Annotated in this window: 21 protein-coding genes; 16 read left to right on the forward strand and 5 right to left on the reverse strand. The window is 41.0% G+C overall.

What is annotated here, in order from left to right; genetic code table 11:
- The first annotated feature begins 67 nt into the window (after positions 1–67).
- Entirely contained in the window at positions 68–1,969 is a 1,902-nt protein-coding gene (locus MHB66_RS14775; RefSeq protein WP_046313357.1) for a transglycosylase domain-containing protein, read from the forward strand.
- An 18-nt stretch (positions 1,970–1,987) separates the two neighbouring features.
- On the forward strand, positions 1,988–2,398 hold the full coding sequence (locus tag MHB66_RS14780; RefSeq protein WP_024425932.1) for a thiol-disulfide oxidoreductase DCC family protein: 411 nt from the start codon (positions 1,988–1,990) through the stop codon (positions 2,396–2,398).
- A 42-nt stretch (positions 2,399–2,440) separates the two neighbouring features.
- On the opposite strand, the gene MHB66_RS14785 is transcribed toward MHB66_RS14780, so the two are convergent.
- Positions 2,441–2,998, reverse strand: coding sequence for a YufK family protein (locus tag MHB66_RS14785; protein ID WP_024423305.1), 558 nt, complete (start codon positions 2,996–2,998; stop codon positions 2,441–2,443).
- 185 nt (positions 2,999–3,183) lie between these two features.
- On the opposite strand from MHB66_RS14785, the gene malK reads away from it, so the two are divergent.
- The 7 genes from malK to MHB66_RS14820 all read left to right on the forward strand — a co-directional run bounded on the left by malK (position 3,184) and on the right by MHB66_RS14820 (position 12,167).
- Positions 3,184–4,782 (forward strand): malate sensor histidine kinase MalK, encoded by a 1,599-nt coding sequence (gene malK / locus MHB66_RS14790; protein ID WP_046313355.1) that lies wholly within the window; start codon positions 3,184–3,186, stop codon positions 4,780–4,782.
- A complete protein-coding gene (locus tag MHB66_RS14795) occupies positions 4,775–5,482 on the forward strand; it encodes a response regulator (RefSeq protein WP_024423307.1) in 708 nt (235 codons plus the stop codon). Before malK ends, MHB66_RS14795 begins: the two co-directional genes overlap by 8 nt.
- A 394-nt stretch (positions 5,483–5,876) precedes the next feature.
- Positions 5,877–6,959: a BMP family protein gene (locus MHB66_RS14800; RefSeq protein ID WP_024425935.1), complete on the forward strand. Its 1,083-nt coding sequence runs from the start codon at positions 5,877–5,879 to the stop codon at positions 6,957–6,959.
- A gap of 159 nt (positions 6,960–7,118) precedes the next feature.
- The gene (locus MHB66_RS14805) at positions 7,119–8,654 is read left to right on the forward strand and encodes an ABC transporter ATP-binding protein (RefSeq protein WP_046313354.1); all 1,536 of its coding nucleotides are present in this window, start codon (positions 7,119–7,121) and stop codon (positions 8,652–8,654) included.
- The gene (locus MHB66_RS14810) at positions 8,647–9,693 is read left to right on the forward strand and encodes an ABC transporter permease (protein ID WP_046313351.1); all 1,047 of its coding nucleotides are present in this window, start codon (positions 8,647–8,649) and stop codon (positions 9,691–9,693) included. Before MHB66_RS14805 ends, MHB66_RS14810 begins: the two co-directional genes overlap by 8 nt.
- Positions 9,694–10,653 carry an ABC transporter permease gene (locus MHB66_RS14815; RefSeq protein WP_046313350.1) on the forward strand — a complete coding sequence of 320 codons (960 nt, stop codon included), beginning with the start codon at positions 9,694–9,696 and terminating at the stop codon, positions 10,651–10,653.
- Positions 10,654–10,829: 176 nt separating this feature from the next.
- Positions 10,830–12,167, forward strand: a complete 1,338-nt coding sequence (locus MHB66_RS14820; protein WP_046313348.1) for a 2-hydroxycarboxylate transporter family protein — start codon at positions 10,830–10,832, stop codon at positions 12,165–12,167.
- 74 nt (positions 12,168–12,241) lie between these two features.
- Here the strand turns inward: MHB66_RS14820 and MHB66_RS14825 are convergent, their stop codons facing one another.
- Complete coding sequence (locus MHB66_RS14825) at positions 12,242–12,451, reverse strand: hypothetical protein (protein ID WP_024423313.1); 210 nt, start codon at positions 12,449–12,451, stop codon at positions 12,242–12,244.
- 218 nt (positions 12,452–12,669) lie between these two features.
- On the opposite strand from MHB66_RS14825, the gene MHB66_RS14830 reads away from it, so the two are divergent.
- Genes MHB66_RS14830 through mnhG form a run of 7 tightly spaced genes read left to right on the forward strand, consistent with a single transcriptional unit; the run spans position 12,670 to position 18,440 of the window.
- A complete protein-coding gene (locus tag MHB66_RS14830; RefSeq protein ID WP_034282561.1) occupies positions 12,670–15,075 on the forward strand; it encodes a Na+/H+ antiporter subunit A in 2,406 nt (801 codons plus the stop codon).
- Positions 15,072–15,503 (forward strand): Na(+)/H(+) antiporter subunit B, encoded by a 432-nt coding sequence (locus MHB66_RS14835; protein WP_024423315.1) that lies wholly within the window; start codon positions 15,072–15,074, stop codon positions 15,501–15,503. The genes MHB66_RS14830 and MHB66_RS14835 overlap by 4 nt, the downstream gene beginning before the upstream one ends.
- A complete protein-coding gene (locus MHB66_RS14840; RefSeq protein ID WP_024423316.1) occupies positions 15,503–15,844 on the forward strand; it encodes a Na(+)/H(+) antiporter subunit C in 342 nt (113 codons plus the stop codon). Before MHB66_RS14835 ends, MHB66_RS14840 begins: the two co-directional genes overlap by 1 nt.
- Complete coding sequence (locus MHB66_RS14845; protein ID WP_024425940.1) at positions 15,837–17,315, forward strand: Na+/H+ antiporter subunit D; 1,479 nt, start codon at positions 15,837–15,839, stop codon at positions 17,313–17,315. The genes MHB66_RS14840 and MHB66_RS14845 overlap by 8 nt, the downstream gene beginning before the upstream one ends.
- Positions 17,316–17,321: 6 nt before the next feature.
- Positions 17,322–17,801, forward strand: a complete 480-nt coding sequence (locus MHB66_RS14850) for a Na+/H+ antiporter subunit E (protein WP_024425941.1) — start codon at positions 17,322–17,324, stop codon at positions 17,799–17,801.
- A complete protein-coding gene (locus MHB66_RS14855) occupies positions 17,801–18,082 on the forward strand; it encodes a Na(+)/H(+) antiporter subunit F1 (RefSeq protein ID WP_024425942.1) in 282 nt (93 codons plus the stop codon). The genes MHB66_RS14850 and MHB66_RS14855 overlap by 1 nt, the downstream gene beginning before the upstream one ends.
- Complete coding sequence (gene mnhG, locus MHB66_RS14860; protein WP_024423320.1) at positions 18,066–18,440, forward strand: monovalent cation/H(+) antiporter subunit G; 375 nt, start codon at positions 18,066–18,068, stop codon at positions 18,438–18,440. Before MHB66_RS14855 ends, mnhG begins: the two co-directional genes overlap by 17 nt.
- 92 nt (positions 18,441–18,532) lie before the next feature.
- Here mnhG and MHB66_RS14865 read toward each other — a convergent pair whose 3' ends face one another.
- The 3 genes from MHB66_RS14865 to MHB66_RS14875 all read right to left on the reverse strand — a co-directional run bounded on the left by MHB66_RS14865 (position 18,533) and on the right by MHB66_RS14875 (position 21,959).
- Positions 18,533–18,922, reverse strand: coding sequence for a hotdog fold thioesterase (locus MHB66_RS14865; protein WP_024423321.1), 390 nt, complete (start codon positions 18,920–18,922; stop codon positions 18,533–18,535).
- 23 nt (positions 18,923–18,945) lie between these two features.
- Positions 18,946–19,587 carry a response regulator transcription factor gene (locus MHB66_RS14870; RefSeq protein ID WP_034282566.1) on the reverse strand — a complete coding sequence of 214 codons (642 nt, stop codon included), beginning with the start codon at positions 19,585–19,587 and terminating at the stop codon, positions 18,946–18,948.
- An 80-nt stretch (positions 19,588–19,667) separates the two neighbouring features.
- A complete protein-coding gene (locus MHB66_RS14875) occupies positions 19,668–21,959 on the reverse strand; it encodes an ATP-binding protein (RefSeq protein ID WP_046313345.1) in 2,292 nt (763 codons plus the stop codon).
- Between the last annotated feature and the right edge of the window lie 12 nt (positions 21,960–21,971).

Here is a 21,971-nt window from a genome sequence, read left to right on the forward strand (position 1 = left end):
TCACTAGACTTCACGCCCATTCTTTTCTAAAAATAACCTTCTCGTATTCGCAAAAGAATGGTACGATATGGCTAGAAAATTGAAGAAAGTGAGTGACCTCATGTTTCGTGCAATTATTGGTTGGTTATTACTTGCTGCCCTCATCCCATTATTTGTTCTGACTTTTTATCTATCAAAGGAAGAAGCTGCAAGTGTAAAGCCTGTTAACGAAGTGCTTGATCAAAAAATCAAGCTGGAAAAGATAGATTTTTCCCAAAATAGTTATATGTATGACCGGGATGGTTCTCTTATCTCCGAGATCGTCTCAAATGATGAGAACCGGGTGTTCGTGAAATACGATAAAATCCCTGAACCTGTGAAGGAGCTGTTCCTTCGTTCAGAGGACCGCAACTTTTATGACCATAAGGGAATTGACTTTATGGGGGTTGTTCGTGCCCTTGCTGCAAATGTCAAAAACCATGGCATCAGCCAAGGAGCGAGTACGATCACACAGCAGCTGTCCCGCAACTTATATTTAAGCCATGAACGTTCATTCAGCCGAAAGTTTACAGAGCTGCTCTATTCCTATGAACTTGAACGGAAATTCTCGAAGGATGAAATTCTCGAAAGCTATTTAAATACGATTTATTTCAGTAATGGTGTTTACGGTGTCGGTTCTGCGGCTAATTACTATTTTGATAAGCCGCTTAGTTCTTTAACACTTGCACAAATGGCATTTATCTCTGCTATTCCAAACAACCCAACACTGTATGACCCATTAAAGCAGTTCAAGCACACAAAGAAACGCCAAGAACGACTGCTTGGTATTTTGAAGAAAGATGGCGTCATCACCAAAAAGCAATACAAAAAAGCCGTCAAAGAAAAAATCAGCCTTTCTTTAAGTGAAAAGAAAAACCTATACCCTGATTATGTGACATATGCCAATGAAGAGTTTACCGATCTTGTGTCTGATCAGGAGGGCTTTACAAAACGATTGAAGAAAGCCAAAACAACTGAAGCGAAAAAGGCGATTCAAAAAGAATTATCTGAAAAGGTCAGTGCCCTGCTCCAGGATGGTGTGAAAATTTATACGGCGCTTGATCCTTCCTTACAGCAAAGAGCCGTCTATCAGCTCAATGCTCAATTGCCTTACCAAGGTGTGGAAGGCGGATCAGCCGTCATTAATCATGAAACGCATCAAATTGTTGCACTTGCTGGCGGGAAAAACTATAAGAAATTTGATTTTAACTACGCTTATCAAGCGCAAAGACAGCCTGGTTCTGCAATTAAACCGCTTTTAGACTATGCACCTTATATTGATCAAACCGGCGCAACGGCTTCAAGCACCATCAGTGCCGGCAAGTTTTGCAGCAGCGGATACTGTCCGCAGAACTATAATCATAAAACGTATGGTACAGTCACACTTGAAACAGCCTTTAAACATTCTTACAATACCCCTGCGATCCGAATGCTGGATACAGTAGGTGTCAAAAAAGGCTTCAGCTATTTAGAGAAGTTCTCATTTGAGCATATTGTAGCGGATGATTACCGCCTTCCTTCTGCACTTGGCGGATTTACGAAAGGCTTCTCACCGCTAGAAATAACAGATGCATATACCGTCTTTGGCAACCAAGGAGCCTACACACAAAGTCATTCGATCACAAAAGTGACAGACTTAAACGGTAAGACCCTTTACAAGTGGAAAGAGTCGCCAAAGCAAGTATATTCTCAGCGTACAAATGAAACGATGCGTAAGCTGCTTACCTCCGTTGTGAAAAGTGGGACAGGGAAAAAAGCGAATTTCAATGCCCCTTACATCGGTGGTAAAACAGGGACATCCAATGACTACAAAGATATTTGGTTTGTGGGACTGACAGATCAGTACACAATGGGTGTCTGGGTCGGAAGAGATAGAGGAACGGTCGAATCGATTTACAATTCAAGCCCGCACTTACGTATTTGGAAAAATACGATGCAATACGCCAGATAAACAGGAGGTTTGATTGCGATGCATTCAACACATCCACCCCATTTAATTTTATTTGACGGTGTCTGCAACGTGTGCAGCGGCGCTGTTCAGTTTGTGATTAAGCGCGATCCGAATGAACGGATGATGTTCGCTTCATTACAATCAGATACAGGGCAGCGTATTTTAAAGGAAAACGGTTTGCCTTTAGATGAGTTCAATTCATTCATTTATATCGAAAAAGGGACCCTGTATACGAAATCGACAGGCATCTTAAAAGCCGCGCGGCATTTAAAAGGAATCTACAGATGGAGCTTTTTACTCCTTGCCATACCTCGCCCAATCCGTGATTGGTTTTATCAGCTGATGGCAAAAAATCGCTATAAATGGTTTGGTCAAAAAACATCTTGTATGATGCCTACACCCGATATTCAAAAGCGGTTTCTTTCATAAAAAAAGCATCCTCCATCATTGGAGGATGCTTTCTTTGTCTGCTTATGAAGGCAGACTTGCCATCACACTGTTATAAAGCTTAATAAATAAGTACAAAATACCGATCAAAAACGTCGCCCAAAACAGCAGAATAAACATCATAAACCCAATCAAATTCAGCATAGAAAGCGATTGATAAATGCGAACCACAACCCAGATAAAATAGACAAGACTTGCTAATGCAAAAAGTCCAACAAGCAGAATGAGCTGCTGCGTCAACAGAAATGCAAGCAAGCTGGCAAATAAATAAACAACGGATGCAATCCGAATTTTCTTTAAGTTCTCCCCTTCAGGGTCCTTAGCGAAAAAGAGCAGCGCCAGCTCTAATACCGTATCTGCAATCAGTTTTAAGGCAGATAAGATCATAAAATAAACAAGTGCAAAAGCAGCAAAGAGAGCAAGACGAATGCCCTGTTCAGAGAAAAATTCAAGCATTCCTTTTAAAATGCCTGCTTGAGTCAAGAAATCAGTCGTGATACCTACTGTGAAAATCGAAAAAGCAGAGCTGAATAGTAAAATTGAAATCAGCGGAAAATATCCAGTCAAATATGTATTTTTCATAAATAGATCCTTTCTCATAAGCTCACATTTATTATGGCTCACTTAAAACGGATTGACAAGATGCTTTCAAAGTAAACTGACAGCAAAATCAAATTTATGATTTTGCACGTACATTCCTTCACAAACTTACATTTTCCCGTTAAAGTATTACTGTTACGAAAAAATCGTGCGTTAGGGGTATACTCGTGAAAAAAACTTTAAGACTGCAAACACGGCTGACGATCTTTGTGTGCATCGTTGTCCTGATCTCCCTTTGTATCACATTCTTTACGATATGGTCGGAAACAGCCAAGAACATCCATCAGCAGGAACGTGACATTGCTCTCTCTACTGCCAAAATGGTCGCAGAGGCACCGATCACCGCACAATCATTAGAAAATCATTCATATTCCGCATTACGAAAATATACAACAAGTGTTCAGCAAATCACCAAAACCGAATTCGTTGTCGTCATGGATATGAACGGTATCCGCAAAACACACCCGAATCCGCAGAAGATTGGAAAGCGGTTTGCCGGCGGTGATGAAAAAGCAGCATTACAGGGGAAAGAACATATTAGTACGGCTTCTGGAACACTCGGCAGATCCATGCGTGCTTTTGTTCCTGTTTATGATCAAAATGGAAAGCAGCTTGGGGCTGTGGCCGTCGGGATTACGTTAAAGGAAATTGACTTGATTATTCATCAAAGCTTACTTCCACTCTACTTCGTCACATCACTCAGCCTTCTATCTGGCATCATCGGGGCACTCATTGTGGCAAGAAAAGTGAAGAAGATTATGTTTGGACTTGAACCGGATGAGATCGCCACATTGTTAAAAGAACGAAGTGCCATGCTAGAATCAACAAAAGAAGGGATTCTTGCCGTCGATCAGCACGGTAAAATCAAACTGGCCAATGCAGAGGCAAAACGGCTCTTTCATAATATGGGCATTATGGTTGATCCTAGAGAACAAGATGTTCAAACTCTCCTCCCTTCAAGCGGCTTAAAACAGGTCATTGAAACACGCAAGCCGCTGCTTGATCGTGACGTGAGAATGAATGGACTGGAGCTCGTCTTTAATGAAGTGCCAATTACGGTAAAAGGTGAAATTGTCGGAGCCATCGCCACCTTCCGTGACAAAACAGAAGTGAAACATCTGGCTGAACAGCTTAGCGGGGTCAAAATGTATGCGAATGCGCTCCGTGCCCAGTCACATGAATTTATGAACAAGCTGCATGTCATTTTAGGATTGGTTCAGCTCAAAAACTACGATGATCTTGGCACCTATATCAAAGATATTGCGATCTATCAGCAAACGGAAACAAATGAAATCATCAACCATGTAAAAAACTCTGTTTTAGCAGGATTTTTACTAGGAAAACAAAGCTATATCAGGGAACAAGGCGCTGCCTTGGAGGTTATTTGCAGCACACAAGTGCCAAATACGGAGGACCCGGCAGTGACGCATGATCTCATTACCGTGATTGGCAACTTGTTAAATAACGCACTCGATGCTGTTTCACATACTGACACGAAAAACATCTCGATCTCCTTCAGATACATCCATGAGCAGCTTCACATTGAAATCACGGACACAGGTGTTGGTCTCACGAAAGAAGAACAAGACATCATGTTTGATCAAGGCTTTTCAACTAAAGGAGAAGACCGAGGGTTCGGACTCTACTTCGTTGACCAAAGCATCAAGAAATTGAACGGACATATGATTGTCACGAGTGAAAAAGGAGAAGGAACGACCTTTAGTCTCCGCATTCCATATAAACAAAAGGAGGATTCACATGATTAATGTGTTAATAGTAGAAGATGATCCAATGGTTGGGGAGCTGAACAAACGCTACCTGACCCAAATCGACGGCTTTGAGTTAAAGGGGATTGCCACCTCCTTTCAGCAGGCACTTGAAGTGTTAAAAACAGAAGTCATACACCTCGTCCTGCTCGATATTTATATGCCTGGTCAAAATGGACTGGCATTACTAACAGAAATTCGCCAGCAAAATCATGCCGTTGATGTCATTGTCATTTCGGCTGCAAATGAAGTCGATGTTGTACAGCAAACGATGCGAAACGGAGCAGTTGATTATTTAATTAAGCCTTTTGAGTTCGAACGATTCCAATCAGCACTGGCAGAGTACAAACGGAAACACGCCCTGTATCAATCCATGAACAGCATTTCGCAAAATGATTTAGATGCGAAGCTTTTTCATAAAAAAGCAGAGGCGGAAAAAGTCCTCTTGCCAAAAGGACTGACAAAAAGCACACTTAAACTCATCTGGACAAGCATTCAATCATTTGGTCAGCAGGCTTTCACGACTGAAGACCTAGCCAATCATACAGAAATCTCTCAAGTCTCCATTAGAAAATACTTGAAATTCCTTGAGGATATCGAAGTGGTGGATGTTGAAATGGCGTATGGGACAATTGGACGTCCTGTTTTCCAATATAAATTGAACACGAGCAATATGAATTTGATTCAGCAATATCTTTAAACTGCTACATCTGACCTTTCACAAAGGCCAGATGTTTTTTTATGGCATACGATGTAACAAACCCCTTGATATCAGTAGTTCTGCTGTAGCGAAGCACATCACAAAAGCGGCATTATATCATATTTCAGCAGATAAAAAGACATCAAATAAACCCATTTAACATTTTTTTAAAAATAAAACAAATTTCTATTTATTTATTCGATCGGAAATGATAAATTATGATTGATTAGTTCAACGAGATATAAGTCTGATGTCTCACATCTTCTCTCCTGCCCTCCATAAGTTTCATGAGAAAGCAGGATAAAATACCCTCTTCAGAAGGGTGAGAAGAGATAGATCGGTCTTTTTTCGCGAGACTTTTCTGAAACTTTTAAATTTTATAGGGGGTTATGTTTTGAAGAAGCGCAAAATTGGACTAGCATTGTCCTTAGTCGTAGCAGCAGGAACCATCCTTGGAGCATGCGGCAACTCTGGCTCAAACAGCGGTGAAAGCAAAAAAGATAAAGATCAATTCACTGTTGCAATGGTAACTGATGTCGGTGGTGTCGATGACAAATCGTTTAACCAATCAGCTTGGGAAGGTTTACAAGCATTTGGGAAAGACAACAATCTAAAAAAAGGTAAAAACGGCTTTGATTACTTACAATCTAAATCAGATGCTGACTATACAACAAACTTAAACACACTTGCTCGTGAGAAATTCGACCTGATTTACGGAATTGGTTTCTTAATGGAAGATGCTATTTCTGAAATTGCGGATCAACGTAAGAAAAACCACTTTGCGATCGTTGATGCAGTCGTGAAAAAAGACAACGTAGCCAGCATTGTATTTAACGAAAACGAAGGATCATTCCTTGTGGGTGTTGCGGCTGCTCTTTCTACAAAATCAAACAAAATTGGATTCGTAGGCGGCGTTGATTCTGAATTAGTCAGAAAATTCGAAGTTGGCTTCCGCGCAGGTGTTGAAGCAGCTAATCCGAAAGCAAAAGTTGAAGTGAAATATGCCGGTGCATTCGATAAGGCTGACATCGGGAAAGCAACAGCTGAAAGCATGTACAAATCTGGCGTCGACATCATCTATCATGCTGCTGGCGGCACTGGAACTGGTGTCTTCACAGAAGCGAAAAACCTGAAAAAAGCAGATCCTAACCGTAAAGTTTGGGTTATCGGTGTAGATAAAGACCAGTATGACGAAGGAAAAGTACCTGGAACAAAACAAAGTGTCACCCTTACTTCTATGGTTAAGAAAGTAGACACAGCGGTACAAGACTTAACAACGAAAGCAAAAGAAGGTAAGTTCCCTGGCGGTGAAGTGATCACATACGGTCTGAAAGAAGGCGCTCTTGACATCTCTCCATCTAAGGAAAACCTTGATAAAGATGTATTAAAGAAAGTTGAAGAATGGAAACAAAAAATCATCAAGGGTGAAGTGAAAATCCCTGCAACACGTGATGAACTAAAAGATTTTAAAGCTTAATTTGAGCATCGGGATAAGCGCGCCTTATCCCCTTGCCTCTCCTTTACCTCCTCTTTATTCGTAAAAGGTGGTAAAAGAAAAGCTGCAGCCTCGTTTTGCAGCTTTTCTTTTGCTAGTTTTTATCTTCATCAGCACCCTAAAAAAGGAGCGGTTAAACCTGTGGATTATGTCATTGAAATGTTGAATATACGCAAAGAATTCCCTGGCATTGTAGCAAACGACAACATTACGCTGCAGCTAAAAAAGGGCGAAATTCATGCGCTGCTTGGTGAAAACGGCGCTGGAAAATCAACGCTCATGAACGTGCTTTTCGGACTGTACCAGCCTGAAAAAGGTGAAATCAAGGTACACGGAAAACCTGTGACCATCTCTAGTCCAAATGATGCTAGTGATTTAGGCATCGGAATGGTGCATCAGCACTTTATGCTTGTCGATACCTTCACTGTCGCTGAAAACATCATTTTAGGTAAAGAGCCAAAGAAGTTTGGAAAGATTGACAAAGAACAAGCCATACAGCAAGTACAAGAGCTTTCTGACCGCTATGGTTTGAAAATAGATCCTGCCGCAAAAGTATCTGACATCTCTGTCGGCATGCAGCAGCGTGCAGAAATTTTAAAAACACTTTACCGCGGCGCTGACATTTTGATCTTCGACGAACCAACGGCCGTTTTAACACCTCAAGAAATCAAAGAACTCATACAAATTATGAAAAACTTAATCAATGAAGGCAAATCCATTATTTTAATCACCCATAAGCTGAAAGAAATTATGGATGCCTGTCATCGCGTGACCATTATCCGAAAAGGCCAAGGCATTCGTACACTTGATGTGGCAAGTACAAATAAAGACGAACTGGCAAGCCTCATGGTTGGCCGTGAAGTGTCATTTAAAACAGATAAAAAAGCGGCTTCTCCTGCTGAGGAGGTTCTTCAAATTCAAGACCTCACAGTAAAAGACGCCAGAGGAATTGAAGCGGTCAAACAGTTGAACCTCTCAGTGAAGGCTGGCGAAATTGTCGGAATTGCTGGGGTAGATGGCAATGGCCAGTCTGAATTAATTGAAGCCATTACCGGTCTAAAGAAATCAGAATCTGGCACGATCATGCTAAACGGGAAAGCCATTCAAAATCTCCCGCCTCGTAAAGTGACCGAATCCGGGATTGGACATATTCCTCAGGATCGTCATAAACATGGACTTGTACTCGATTTTTCAATTGGAGAAAACATTTCCTTACAAACGTATTATCAGCGTCCTTATTCAAAATTCGGATTATTGAATATGAAAAATATTTATCAAAAAGCAAAACGAATCATTGCGGAATATGACGTCAGAACACCGAGTGAATATACAGAAGCGCGCGCTCTGTCAGGCGGTAACCAGCAAAAAGCCATTATCGGCCGTGAAGTTGACCGCAATCCTGATTTATTAATTGCCGCTCAGCCGACACGTGGACTTGATGTTGGTGCGATTGAATTTGTTCATAAACGTCTAATCGAGCAAAGAGACACAGGCAAAGCCGTTTTGCTCATCTCCTTTGAGCTTGATGAAATTATCAATGTCAGTGATAAGATCGCTGTTATTTTCGAAGGCAGCATTGTCGCCATTGTTGATCCAAAAGAAACAACAGAGCAAGAGCTTGGTCTATTAATGGCTGGAAGTACGCAACAGGAAGTGGGGAAAGAAGCAAATGTCTAATCGCTTAACAAATCTGCTGATTCCGCTTATAGCCATTGTACTTGGTCTTTTGGTTGGGGCCATTATTATGATGGCAAGCGGTTATAGTGTCATCGAAGGCTATAGCGCCCTTTGGAATGGCGTTTTCGGTGAAACCTATTATATGGGAGAAACCATCAGACAAGTAACACCTTATATTTTATCAGGGCTTGCTGTTGCCTTTGCATTTCGGACAGGCCTGTTTAATATCGGTGTAGAAGGTCAAATGCTTGTTGGCTGGGTAGCCGCTGTATGGATTGGAACAACTGTCCATGCACCTCTATATATTCATCTGCCGCTTGCACTCATCACCGCAGCTGCTGCAGGTGCTTTATGGGGCTTTATTCCTGGATTTTTAAAAGCTCGTTTTTATGTGCATGAGGTCATCGTTACTATCATGATGAACTACATCGCCCTTCATGTCACAAACTATTTAATCTCAAATGTCTTAACAGATAATAAAGATAAAACAGATAAAATCGATGCCACTGCGTCGCTCCGCTCTGGATTTTTTGAGCAGATCACTGATTTTTCCCGAATGCATAACGGTATTTTTGTTGCCATTATTGCTGCGGTCGTAATGTGGATCATTATTCAAAAAACGTCTAAAGGGTTTGAATTACGAGCAGTTGGTATGAACCAGCAGGCATCACAATATGCTGGTATGAACGTTCGCCGCAATATCATTTATGCGATGCTTATTTCAGGTGCTTTTGCAGGTCTTGCAGGCGCTATGGAAGGCCTTGGTACATTTGAATATGCTTCTATTAAAGGCTCGTTTACAGGCGTAGGTTTTGATGGAATTGCCGTCGCTTTATTAGGTGGAAATACGGCTGTTGGTGTTGTCCTTGCTGCATTATTGCTTGGTGGATTGAAGGTCGGTGCATTAAATATGCCGCTTGAATCAGGCGTACCGACTGAGGTTGTTGATATTGTCATTGCGATCATCATTCTTTTCGTCGCCTCAAGCTATATTATCCGTCTTGTGATTCAACAAATGAAGAAAAAGGGGGGAAAATAAGTGGGATTTCTGCAAATACTTGAAATCATCGTCCCAGCTACACTTGTTTATGCTGCACCACTTATTTTAACCGCTCTTGGAGGCGTCTTTTCAGAAAGATCAGGTGTCGTCAATATCGGTCTTGAAGGGTTGATGGTCGTCGGAGCATTTTCAAGCATTATTTTTAACTTATTTTTTGCTGATACGTTTGGAGCCTTGACCCCGTGGCTTGGGCTTCTCGTCGGAATGGCTGTTGGCGGTTTGTTCTCACTGATTCATGCAGTGGCGACCATTACCTTCCGAGCTGATCAAACGGTCAGTGGTGTGGCGATTAACATGCTGGCACTTGGCGCTACATTGTTTGTCGTCAAACTGATTTATGGAAAAGCACAAACTGATAAAATTACAGAGCCTTTCTATAAAGGAGATATCTCCCTTTTAAGTGACATTCCGATCATTGGTGATATTTTCTTTAAAGATGTTTATTATACGTCTATACTCGCCTTAGCTCTTGCGGTTGTTGCTTGGTTTGTTTTATTTAAAATGCCGTTTGGTCTTCGTCTTCGTGCAGTCGGAGAGCATCCAATGGCAGCTGATACAATGGGTATCAAAGTGTACCGGATGCGTTACATTGCTGTTTTCATTAGTGGACTGTTTGGCGGTCTTGGCGGAGCTGTTTATGCCTCAACGATCGCGCTTGATTTCTCACATGCCACCATTACTGGACAAGGCTTCATCGCACTAGCTGCGCTTGTATTCGGTAAATGGCATCCATTTGGCGCAATGGGCGCCGCCTTATTCTTTGGATTTGCTCAAAGTTTAAGCATCATTGGCTCTCTCCTGCCGCTGTTCCAAGATATACCGAATGTGTATATGCTCATAGCACCATATGTGCTCACCATTTTAGCACTTACTGGCTTCATCGGACGTGCCGATGCACCGAAAGCACTTGGTACGCCTTATCTAAAAGGAAAACGATAAATACGATGTATGATCAATCCCCTGAAGGACAAACTACCTTCAGGGGATTTTTGTATGATAAAAAACTCAAAAACCCCTGTTTATTTTACTTTTATTACACTTATTTTAGTTTAATAAATAGAAGAGTGTCATTGAATCTTCTACAATTGAGACAAATAGCATTTGGGGGTGTTTATGTGGCTAATGCACAACAATTGAAATCGATTACAGACGATTCTGACAATAATAAAAGCGTTTTCCGTAAGATCATGTCTTGGAAAATTGGTGTTATTGATCTACCTGTGTATTTAGTACTTGCAGCGATTATTTTAACTGCCGCTTATTTTAATAAAATTCCAGCAAATATGCTTGGTGGTTTCGCTGTTATTATGATTTTGGGGATTTTCCTTGGAGATGTAGGACAACGTATTCCAATCTTAAAAGATATTGGTGGACCGGCGATTCTTTCTTTATTCGTACCATCGTTCCTGGTCTTTTTTAATGTTCTGAATCCGAACTCATTGGAAGCGGTTACGTCTCTTATGAAAACGTCGAACTTCCTTTACTTCTATATTTCTGCTCTTGTAGTAGGTAGTATTCTTGGGATGCAGCGAACTGTTTTAGTACAAGGCCTTATTCGTATGTTTGTTCCTCTAGTTGCAGGTACAATTGCAGCTGTGAGTGCTGGTATCCTTGTTGGCCTTTTAGTTGGTTACACACCGCATCATTCATTCTTCTTTATTATTGTACCGATTATTGCCGGTGGTGTTGGTGAAGGGATTTTGCCATTATCTATCGCTTATTCACAAATTCTTGATGTGTCAGCAGAGTCATTAATTTCTCAATTAATTCCTGCAGCTGTCATTGGGAACGTCATTGCCATTATCTGTGCTGGCGCAATGAAGAAGCTTGGTGAGAAACGTCCTGAACTAAACGGAAATGGCCGTCTTGTGAAATCAAAAGAAGCAAACGAAATATTTGAACAGCCAGATCTGGATGCAAAAGTTGATTTCGGGTTAATGGGTGCTGGTGTACTCGTTGCTTGTACAACCTTCATCTTTGGTGGTTTGTTAGAAAGCTTTGTTCATATTCCAGGTCCAATCTTGATGATTGTTCTTGCCGCTTTAATCAAATACTTAAACGTGATGCCTCAGCATCTTCAAAATGGCTCACAGCAGTTCTACAAGTTTGTATCAAGAAGCTTTACATGGCCGCTAATGGTTGGTCTTGGTATTCTGTACATTCCACTTGATGATGTAGCAACTGTCATCTCCATTCCATTCGTATGCGTATGTATCGCTGTTGTACTCGCAATGGTTGGTTCTGGTTACTTCGTTGGAAAACTAATGAACATGTATCCAGTAGAATCAGCTATTGTCACTGGCTGTCACAGCGGACTTGGCGGTACTGGTGACGTTGCCATTCTTTCAGCTTCTGGAAGAATGGGTCTTATGCCTTTCGCACAAGTATCTACACGACTTGGCGGAGCAGCAACAGTCATCTGTGCAACGATCTTACTCAGAATGTTTAGTTAAACATTCACACATAAAAAGCATGGGCTCTCACATGGACCCATGCTTTTTTTATATTTCTTTTATCCTATAGGATCTTATTCATCAGCTAATACAATTCGTAAATATTCCCTGGGCTGAAAAGGATACAGCTTGGTTTCTTGATAGCTCATGTGAAGAAGATGCTCAGAAAACAGCGGCCATTCACTCCCGGCCTGCCACCTTTTTTGATCATTTCGGTCGATCAAGAATGCTCCTCCTAAAATCGTGCAGAATAGGCTTAAGCTGATGGCGATCTTTCGTTTCATTTGATCAGCTCCTTTAAGAAAAGCATGTACGAAAAACAAAACAATATACAATGAGTATCATTTTTGATAAAATTATTTTGTGGTCAAAAGAACCTAAAACAAATACAGTTTACTTGAAATCGTTTCAAACCAATGCACTATGGCTGTATTTACGCTATAATTTTAATTACCAGTTCTTTAGAACGTGAATTTATATTGATCAAAGGAGGTTCATTTTCTTGCAGCTTATTCACTTCGCCATCCTATCACCTTTTTTACTCGCTTTTGTTGTACCTTTCCTTTACAAATATGTGAGACGTATACATACAGGATGGTTTGTTCTCATCTTGCCGATTCTTTTATTTACCTATTTCATCCAAATGTTACACATCACTTCGAATGGACGAACGCTTTTCTCACAGGCTGAATGGATTCCATCTTTAGGGATGAATTTCACTGTGTATGTCGATGGTCTCAGCCTGTTATTTGCTTTATTAATTACAGGTATCGGCTCACTAGTGGTGCTGTACAGTATTTTCTACTTATCAAAGGAAAAAGAACAGCTTGGCTCTTTCTACACGTATTTGCTCATGTTTATGACCGCGATGCTGGGTGTCGTTCTTTCTGACAACATGGTCGTTCTATACTTGTTTTGGGAGTTAACGAGTATCTCTTCCTTCCTCTTAATTGGGTATTGGTATAAGCGGGACCGCTCTAGGTATGGAGCAACAAAATCACTGCTTATTACTGTTTTTGGCGGATTAGCTATGCTTGGCGGCTTCATCCTCATTTACCTGATTACTGATTCATTCAGTATTCGTGAAGCAGTGAATCAGCTTCAGCTCATTATGGCATCACCTTACTTTATCCCTGCCATGATCCTAATCTTACTAGGTGCCTTTACGAAATCAGCGCAGTTCCCATTCTATATCTGGCTGCCTGATGCAATGGAAGCACCGACCCCTGTGAGCAGTTATCTGCATTCAGCTACGATGGTGAAAGCCGGTATTTATCTTGTTGCCCGCTTCAGTCCAATCTTTGCTATATCAGAGGTATGGTTCTGGACCATTTCCATCGTGGGACTTGTCACATTATTCTGGGGATCATTCCACGCCGTCCGACAAAACGATTTGAAAGCCATTCTGGCCTATTCGACAGTGAGTCAGCTCGGCATGATTATGCTCATGCTTGGCGTCGGCGCAGCTGCGATTCATGAAAACAATCCTGCCTTTTTTGGCGCAGCCGTTCTTGCAGCTATTTTTCACCTCATTAACCATGCTACGTTTAAAGGCAGTCTCTTTATGGCAGCTGGTATTATCGATCATGAAACAGGAACTCGTGACATTCGGAAATTAGGCGGATTAATGACGATCATGCCGATTACCTTCACCATTACGTTAATCGGTACATTTTCAATGGCCGGATTACCGCCATTTAACGGTTTCTTAAGTAAAGAGCTATTTTTCACAAGTATGATACGGATTTCCGATATCAGCTTTACGGACGTTTCAACATGGGGTGCCATCTTCCCAGCACTCGCTTGGCTCGCTAGTGTCTTTACGTTCATTTATAGTATGATGCTCCTCTTTAAAACTTTTAGAGGCCGTCTGAATATAGACCAATTGGAGAAAAAACCGCATGAAGCACCGATCGGCATGCTCATTCCGCCCATCATTCTAGCTGCACTTGTGGTCACCTTCTTCTTTTTCCCTAATATTCTTGCCTATTCTGTCATTGAACCCGCAATTGCGGCGATCATTCCTGAAGCGATTGAAACAGGAAGCCGGTTTTCTGTGAAAATTGAAGCATGGCATGGCTTCCAGCCAGAACTCTATATGACAATAGGTGTTGTTGTACTCGGCACAATCGGCTACTTGACGCTTTCAAAATGGCGTCCAATATACAACATCTTTAAGGAAAAATGGTCATTTAACGCTTTATACGACCGCTCTCTTATCGGTTTGGAAAAAGGTTCATACCGCCTGACAAACAGTTATATGACTGGTTTTCTTCGTGACTATCTTGTCTATGTGTTTGGGTTCATGATTATCGTCATTGGCGGCGTGATGTTTTATCAGCAGGCCTTTTCATTTCAAACAGATCAGGCTGCCTCAATTGGCACGTATGAGGTGATTCTTTCACTTGTGATGGTGGCGGCGACGATTGCCACAGTATTCGCAAGCTCACGATTAACAGCTATTATTGCTCTAGGTGTCATGGGCTACACGCTGTCACTATTCTTCGTGATTTTCAGAGCACCTGACCTTGCGCTGACGCAGTTGATTATTGAAACGATTTCAGTCGCACTGTTTTTGCTTTGCTTCTATCATTTGCCGAAGCTGAGCTTAAAGCAAAAAACGAGAAGATTCAAAATGACCAATTTCATCATTTCTTTAGGTGTTGGGGTTGTTGTCACTTGTCTAGCCTTCGCTTCCACAAGTCAGCAGTCACTTGACACCATCTCAACTTACTTTATTGAAAACAGCTACAAACTTGCTGGCGGTGACAATATTGTCAATGTCATTCTTGTAGATTTCAGGGGCTTTGATACCCTTTTTGAAATTACCGTGCTCGCCATTGCGGCACTTGGTATTTATGGGTTATTAAAAACACAAGTAAAACGGAAGAGAGGTGTGCGGCGATGAGAAAGATTGATACGAATGATATGCTTTTGCAAGTCACAACAAAAATCACAGCATTCATCATCTTGCTTTTCTCCCTTCACCTATTTCTTGCAGGACATAACAATCCTGGCGGCGGATTCATTGGCGGCCTGATGAGTGCTGCGGCTGTCGTTCTTCTGCTTTTAGCCTATGATCTGAAAACAGTAAGACGCATTTTGCCATTTGACTTTATTTATGTAACTGGAGCCGGTTTGCTCGTTGCGATCCTGACAGGTATGGGATCCTTTCTATTCGGTGCACCTTTTCTATCCCATGCATTTGATTATTTCCAATTACCGTTTTTAGGAAAAACAGAACTAGCGACAGCCGTCCTGTTTGATATCGGTGTGTATTTGGTTGTTGTCGGTGTCACCATGACCATTATTCAAATGATTGGAGAGAAGGAATAATGGAATTTCTAATGTCTATTATCGTCGGAATTATTTTTATGGCGGCGACCTATTTGATGCTGTCAAAGAGCCTTCTGCGGGTCATCGTCGGTACTGCTGTTTTGAGTCACGGCGTCCACTTGCTTCTTTTAACAATGGGCGGTTTAAAAAAAGGAGCGCCTCCAGTTCTAAAAGAGGGGCTCACATCCTATGTAGATCCATTACCACAAGCATTAATTTTAACAGCCATTGTCATTGCTTTTGGTGTGACATCCTTATTACTTGTCATGGCCTTCCGTGCCTTCCAAGAGCTGCGAACAGATGACATGGATCAAATGAGAGGAAATGATCAGCATGAATAATCTCGTGATCCTGCCTATTTTAATTCCATTACTAGCTGCTACACTGTTGATCTTTATGAATAAAAACATCATGCTGTCAAGAGTCTTTAGTGTCTTGGCATCTCTTTCAGCCATTATATGTAATGCATATTTGGTTCAAACGATTTTCACAAATGGGATACAAACCCTTTATTTGGGCGGCTGGAAAGCGCCATTTGGGATTGCCCTTGTGGCCGATCAATTTGCTGCACTCCTTGTACTGACCGCTTCCGTTGTCGGGCTTGTGACAGTCCTCTTCTCATTTCAAACGATTGGGAAAGAAAGAGAGCGTCTCTTCTATTATTCTGGCGTGCAGTTTTTGTTAGCTGGCGTGAGCGGAGCCTTTTTAACAGGAGATATTTTCAACCTGTTTGTATTCTTTGAATTACTGCTGATGGCATCTTATATGCTTATTGTATTAGGCGGATCAAAGCCTCAGCTTCGTGAATCACTCAAATATATTGTGTTTAATATCATCTCGTCGGCATTATTTATTGTCGGAGTCGCCTGTTTATATGCAGTGACGGGTACGCTCAATATGGCTGATTTAAGTGTGAAAATAGCTGAATCAGGGCAAACAGGGCTAATCACTGTTATTTCCATCCTGTTCCTCATTGTATTCGGCTTAAAAGCTGGGATCTTCCCGCTTTATTTCTGGCTTCCAGGATCGTATCACGCGCCGCCAGCAGCGATTTCAGCTCTATTTGGGGCTTTGCTGACAAAGGTTGGCTTATATGCGATAGCCAGAGTCTTTACATTAATTTTTATACACGATACAGGCTTCACCCATACACTCATGGCGTGGCTTGCCGCACTGACGGTGATATTCGGTGTGATAGGCTCGATCGCCTATTCTGATGTACAGAAGATCGTGATTTATAACATTGTCACAGCTGTTGGGGTCATTTTGTTTGGATTTGCAGCCAACACACCTGCATCACTCCAAGGTGCCATTTATTATCTCATTCACGACATGGTGATCAAAGGGGCTTTATTTATGCTGGCAGGTGCCCTCTTTGTGTATGCTGGTACAAATCAACTGAAAAAAATGGGCGGACTGATTCAATCCCAGCCTCTATTAGGATGGATGTTTTTCATATCGGCTTTATCGCTTGCAGGAATTCCGCCGCTGAGCGGCTTTGTTGGAAAACTAAAAATTGTGGAAGGTGGATTTTCTGCTGGACACATGACGTTTTCTATCCTGGTCTTACTGTCCAGTCTTCTTGTCCTCTACTCTATTATGAAGATTTTCATGTCCGCATTTTGGGGCGAGGAACAGGATATGCGAAGAAGAAAGCCGTCAATTAAAGGAATGGTGTACCCTGGCGTACTGCTTGTCGTCTTATCGCTTGCCATTGGGTTAGGGACAGAGTTCATTGCCCCTTATATCAATCAAGCAGCGGAAATGCTTTCTACACCAGAAAAATATATTCAAGCTGTGCTGAAGGAGTAGATGAACATGGCCTTTCAAATATTACTAAACGCACTCCTCGCCTTTACATGGATGTTTATGAATGATACATACAGAGCCGCAGACTTTGTATCAGGTTTTGCATTAGGGATGATCGCCATTTTTATGCTGCGTCGATTTTTCCCGCAGCGTTTTTACGGCTATGCCCTTTATGCGATTTTCAAGCTGATCATCATTTTTATTCGCGAGCTGCTTCTTGCCAATTTAAGTGTATTAAAGACCGTATTATCTCCAAAGCTCACGATTAAGCCCGGTATTTTCGCCTTTCGTACGGACTTGAAAACAGATTGGGAAATCACCATACTGGCAAATATGATTACATTGACACCAGGTACACTAGTGATTGATATTTCCGATGATCGGTCCATTTTATACATTCATGCGATGGATATTGAAGATGCTGAAAAAGCCATTCACGATATCCGGGTTTCATTTGAAAAAGCGATTCAGGAGGTGAGCGGTAAGTAATGGAACTCATTTTGCAAATGTCACTTGGCATTCTTGCGCTGTCTACTTTGCTTTTTGTGATACGAGTGATCAAAGGTCCCTCTATTCCTGATCGCGTGAGTGCACTTGATGCGATAGGAATCAATTTAATTGGGATGACAGCCATCGTTTCAATTTTACTGAAAACCACTGCATTCTTTGAGATTATTTTACTGCTCGGCATCCTTGCCTTTATCGGTACTGTCGCTTTTTCCAAATTCCTTGAGAAAGGGGAAGTGATTGAAAATGATCGTCATCGCTAAAGCCATCGTGATTTTCTTTATCCTGCTAGGCGCTATCCTCTGTTTGATTTCAGCCATTGGTGTCCTTCGCCTGCCGGATGTTTACACACGTATGCATGCTGCATCAAAAGCATCGACCCTTGGCGTTGTTCTGATTTTAGTAGGTGTGTTTTTTCACGAATGGTTTCTTGCAGGCGTTATTTCTGCAAAAATCCTTCTCGGGATCGTATTTATCTTCCTGACAGCACCAGTCGGCGCACACTTAATCGGAAGAGCCGCGTACAATACTGGTGTTAAGCTCGACAAGCGCAGTGTCCAAGATGATTATGGCGGTTTCCGTAACTTTGTGATTAAGCGAAAAGAAGATTCTTATTTATAAAAAGCAAAAAAGAATGGCCTGCCATGTTGGGCCATTCTTTTTTTATCGCTCAACAGCATACAAAAAAAGCTTCCGCTGCACCGGGAGCTTTTTTATATGCGATCAATGACAGCAAGTGTGCATCTTGACGTACAGATGTGCCGGTCTCGATCATCTTTTATATCGATTTGAAATACCATTGTACGCCGTCCTACATGTACTGGAACAGCTGTCGCTGTCACCACTCCATCGCGTACAGATTTTAAATGATTGGCATTGATTTCAATACCTGAGCAAACTTGCTGCGTTAAGTCCAAATGAGCAGCAGCCCCCATGCTCGCCACTGTTTCTGCTAGAGCAGCAGATGCTCCCCCGTGCAGCAGTCCAAATGGCTGTTTTGTTCTGTGATCGACTGGCATTGTTGCAACGCATCGTGATTTATTGCACTCTACAATCTCAATGCCTAGTGCCTCAAGCAGAGTATTTGATCCGCTCACATCCATTAAGGCCCTCTCCCTTCACACGTTTACAGCACACTTTCAGACTTGGCAATTAACACCGCTTCTGTACGAGATCCAACATTCAGCTTATTAAAGATGGATGTCAAACTGTACTCAATTGACCGTTTGCTCAAATGAAGCACATCGGCAATCTCCTGGTTCGTGTATCCTTTTTCCACTTCTCTAAGGATCAAACACTCCCGTTCGGTTAAGAGCTCGTGATCAGTCTGCTGCGCCTGTTCTGGCTTTTCTTGCTGCTGTGAAATTAATTTCTTTAAATAGGACAGCTGAATGACAACTTCCCCTTGCAATGTGCGGTGTATGTATTCAATAATTTTGTCTTTCGTCTCTGTTTTACTAATTGCACCGTGTAATCCAGCCCGAATAGCCTCTTCAAAATAATCATCTACTTCATACCCTGTATAAATGATAATTTTCACTTGATGGTTGGTTTCTAAAATTTGTTTCGCAATGTCCATTCCATTGATATCCCCGAGATTTAAATCCATTAAAATCACATCATAGATGGAAAAGTCATGCGTCTTTAAAAAGGCGGCTTCTGCATCAGGACTTAAACAATCGACTGATAGCTGCTGGTCTGATTCTAATATGCTTTTTGTCCCTTCCATGACAGCCGGATGATCATCAATGACCAATATCTTCTTCATGTCTTCCTCCCTTTAAATCACTCACTTCCATTTTATATAAAAGACTTGGCTGATGCCAAGTCTTAATCCTTAATAAATCGTTACAATTCCATTTCAATTTTCACCTTGAGCCCTTTTTCCGGGGCTGTGTGAATTTGAAGCTTTCCATTTAACGCTTTCACTCTTTCTCTAATTCCCGACAGACCCATGCTCATTGTGTGCTGATCAAGATGACTGGCATCAAAACCGACTCCATCATCCTCATAGTGAAGAACAACCTGATCTTTAATACAAATCAGCATCACTAACACTTGAGTGGCTTTTGAGTGCTTCAGGGCGTTGGATAACAGTTCCTGAACAATTCTGTAAATATTCAGCTGTGAATCAATATCAATGTCCAATTCTTTATCAAAGCGTGTAGTATTCAGCCTAATATGAAACGGTGCTTCCTCTTGGATTTGAGAAGTCAGCTTCGATATCGCCTTTACTAAACCTAAATCATACAGCAGCTGCGGCCGAAGCTCATGACACGTTTCTCTCGTCGTTTGAATCACTTTGGACATTTGATCATTCCATGAGATAAGCGAATTTTCAATAGATGTCGGGCATTGGTTGTTTTGGAAATTCGTTAAAAACATCTCCGACTGCCTTTTTAGTGATATCAAGTCCTGCAGCACGGAATCATGAAGATCTCTCGCTAAATCTGAACGCTGCTTTTCTTCCATAGCAAACATGATTTTCTTCAGCCATGCAGGATTGGCCTCGCGCTGTTTCAAATCGTCAAGGTGCTCCATCAATTCTTCGATTTTAACGACATTTTCCAAACTGACACTTGTATAAAAGGCCAATGTTTTCAGCCAAGAAATCTCATCGCGCGACAATTTCGGTGTCCGTAAATTAGATAAACAGCAAATCACAAACGAGTGACCGCCCCGCTCACCAATTTTCATCATAAACCCTTTATCAAACGCAATGATTTTCCCGACTTCACCTAATAATTCTTGAAATTGGTCTACATACTTTTTCCATAGCTTACTTTCCTCTGTCGATTCATCAATCTCTTCAACCTGTCCATCTGCCTTCACTTCAAGCACAAAGGCTTTATTTACAACAAGTACTTCTAAAATGGTGTATTTTAAATGATATAACACTTGGTGAAGTGATGACGCCTCACGAATGAGCTGCGTGAATTTAAACACGCTATCTTGGTAATTATGCTTCTCTGAAAAACGCTTCAGACGAAAACGGAAGTCGATGATTTCTTTAAAATAGAAGACAGTGAGCATAAGAATATACGTGATAATCGTAAATTTCATTGTATAAAAGTTAGCACTTGGCTTTTGAATGAAATCAAATATAACGACTACCACTATAGTAGGTGTGATGGCTAAAAGACTATAATATTTGATTCTCCCTAAAAAGAAATCAACATTATATAATTTATTTGTCATAAATTGATAGACTAAGAAAAACGGAATCAATAAAGCGAACGATGCTAGGATATAAGGTGAAATAAAATATTTATGAAATAAATAAGGAATAATAAAAAATAGCATAAATGGACTGAATGATGAGATCAAAATAAGTGCAAAGGCACTAAGGACATTTCCGATTTCAGTCCCTTTCAACTTTTTAGCAGCCCTTAATGTGATAATAATCGTAATAAATGCAAGTGCAAAGAATGATAGTAAGTTAAAAGCAGCTAAAACCATATTTTTAAACAGAATTTCTAATACAATATTTATAAAAGGGACGGCATACAAACAAAGAAGTACACGCCAACTAATAATTACCGTTCCTAATTCCTTTAAATATTGATACATAAAGTGCATATATAACGACGGTACACTAGTCATCGTAAAAATTACGACAAAGCTGCTAATATATTCCCCTTTACCAGAGCCCCCAGAGCTTACATAGGCTACAGCAACAGCTAGCAAAAAGAGAGCTAGAATATATGCAGACTCTTTTTTCCTAGATTTATTGATTTTTAAAATCATAAATATACAAAATAGACAGATCGAATAAAAAATGATAGGTATTATATAAATAAACAGATTTTCTTGACTCAATAAGCTTACATTCTCTATTTCAATTTCATCACCATGTCTATCAACAACTAAACTCTTGACATTCGCTAAATAACCTCGTCTTACTTCTTCGGTTGGTTCTTTGTTACCGTTCACTTCAAGGATGATATCGCCTTTCCTAACACCAGCATAATAGCTGTCTGTAAAATCAACAACATCCACTATTTCAAGTTGGCCGTCACTATTCACCGAAACGACTGCTCCTACAAAAATATTAAACACATTAATGTAGGAAATATAAATCACATAAATAAAGCTAAGGATCATTAATATAACAGTTAATTTCGAGTAAAATTTTTGCATAGACCCTCTATA

This window comes from Bacillus sp. FSL L8-0167 (genome assembly GCF_038630295.1).
Lineage (GTDB): Bacteria > Bacillota > Bacilli > Bacillales > Bacillaceae > Bacillus > Bacillus safensis.